This is a genomic window from Symbiobacterium terraclitae (genome assembly GCF_017874315.1).
Taxonomy (GTDB): Bacteria; Bacillota; Sulfobacillia; order Symbiobacteriales; family Symbiobacteriaceae; genus Symbiobacterium; species Symbiobacterium terraclitae.
Genome location: NZ_JAGGLG010000062.1, coordinates 1 through 1,904, shown reverse-complemented (window position 1 = coordinate 1,904; position 1,904 = coordinate 1). Strand labels below are relative to the sequence as shown.

The 1,904-nt window shown below is 64.0% G+C and carries 1 protein-coding gene; it reads left to right on the top strand.

Going from position 1 to position 1,904, the window contains the following annotated elements; translation table 11 throughout:
• The first annotated feature begins 573 nt into the window (after positions 1–573).
• Positions 574–1,827, top strand: a complete 1,254-nt coding sequence (gene ltrA / locus J2Z79_RS18105; RefSeq protein WP_209468307.1) for a group II intron reverse transcriptase/maturase — start codon at positions 574–576, stop codon at positions 1,825–1,827.
• The last annotated feature ends 77 nt before the right edge of the window (positions 1,828–1,904 follow it).

The window sequence follows — 1,904 nt, the reverse complement described above, 5'->3', positions numbered from 1 at the left end:
CGCGGTGCGCCCAGCATGGGCGCTGACTTGTTGGTGAAAGTCCAATACGGGCGAGGTGGCACCAGCCCGTTAGCCAAAGGCAAGGGCTGCCCAGTAATGGGGGTCTGGAGGAAGCCGGAGGCAAACCCACGACCGGAGGAACACGAACTGCGTGTGAGGCTAGCCTGCTTGGGTGAGTCGGCCGCGAGCGACGAAACCCGAGGCCACCAAAGGGCAGGAGAGTAAACGCAGCCGGTGCGGGGGGAAGGTCAGCGCTCTTACCTGGGGAGACCCTTCCGGAACGTCAGTGGCACTGACAAGGCAGGCACAAGGAGAGACCGAGGCCAGCCTCGACCGGGAGGGAGTCAGCAGAGGCCATAGTACCGGAGGCGGGACGCCGCAGCCGGGAAGGGCCGAACGTCAAGAGGAGGATGAGCCTTGGCACGTTCGCAGGACGCACAGCGACAGCAGAAAACCCCAGAAGGGGCCTACCTGCGGGAGAAAGCGGTGAAGCCGCAGGGGACCGCAGGAGGGCCGAGTGCGTCTTCGGCACAACCCGAGCGCCCATCCCCCGAGCCCCGATTCGAGGCTTTGCTGGAGCAGATGGTCGAACGCAGCAACATGCTTGCGGCACTGAAGCGAGTCGAGAGGAATGGCGGCTCACCAGGCGTGGACGGCATGGAGACCAAAGACCTGCGTCCGTACCTCCGCCAGCACTGGGAGCGCATCCGGACCGAACTGCTGAACGGGACTTATGAGCCGCAGCCAGTCCGAAGGGTCGAAATCCCGAAACCCCAAGGCGGCAAGCGACTCCTGGGCGTTCCGACCGTGCTCGACCGTCTGATCCAGCAGGCGCTGTCTCAGGTTCTCACGCCCATCTTCGACCCGAACTTCTCGGAGAGCAGCTACGGATTCCGCCCTGGCAGAAGCGCACACGATGCGGTCAGAGCGGCCCGGAACCACATCGAAGAGGGGTTCACATGGGTAGTCGATGTGGACTTGGCCCAGTTCTTCGACCGGGTCAACCACGACGTGCTCATGGCGCGGGTAGCAAGGAAGGTGCGGGACAAGCGAGTGCTGCGGCTGATCCGCCGGTACCTGGAAGCAGGCGTCATGGAGGGAGGGGTCAAGGTAAGGACGGAGGAGGGGACGCCGCAGGGCGGACCGCTCAGCCCCTTGCTGGCCAACATCCTGCTGGACGACCTGGACAAGGAACTGGAGAGCCGCGGGCACCGGTTCGCCCGCTACGCCGACGACTGCAATGTCTATGTGCGGAGCAAGCGGGCCGGAGAGCGAGTCATGCAGGGCATGAGGCGGCTTCTGGAGGGCCGGCTGAAGCTCAAGGTCAACGAGGAGAAGAGTGCGGTGGACCGCCCATGGAAACGCAAGTTTCTGGGGTTCAGCTTCCTGCCAGGGAAGCGGGTCCGCATTCGCCTCGCCCCGAAGACGAAGGAGCGGTTCACGGCGAAAATCCGTGAGATAACCAACCGGACACGACCGCTGGCACCCAACGAACGAATCCGCCGACTCAACGCATACCTGGGAGGATGGCTGGCGTACTTCCGCCTTGCCGAGACGCCCAGCGTATTCGCTGAGATGGATCAGTGGATACGGAGTCGCCTGCGGATGTGCCTCTGGAAGCAGTGGAAGCGGGGCCGAACCCGCTACCGTGAACTGAGACGCCTGGGCCTGAACCCTGGGCCTGCCCGAAAGGCGGCATGGATGCAGGCGGGACCCTGGCGAGCAGCGCACACCCCCCAGATGCATAAAGCCCTCGGGCTTGCCTACTGGCAAGCCCAAGGGCTCAAGAGCCTGAAGGAAAGCTACGAATCGACTCGGAGCGCTTGACGAAACGCCGGATGCGTGACCCGCATGTCCGGTGTTGTGAGAGGTCGTAGGGCGACCCTACGGCCTACTCGATTTCA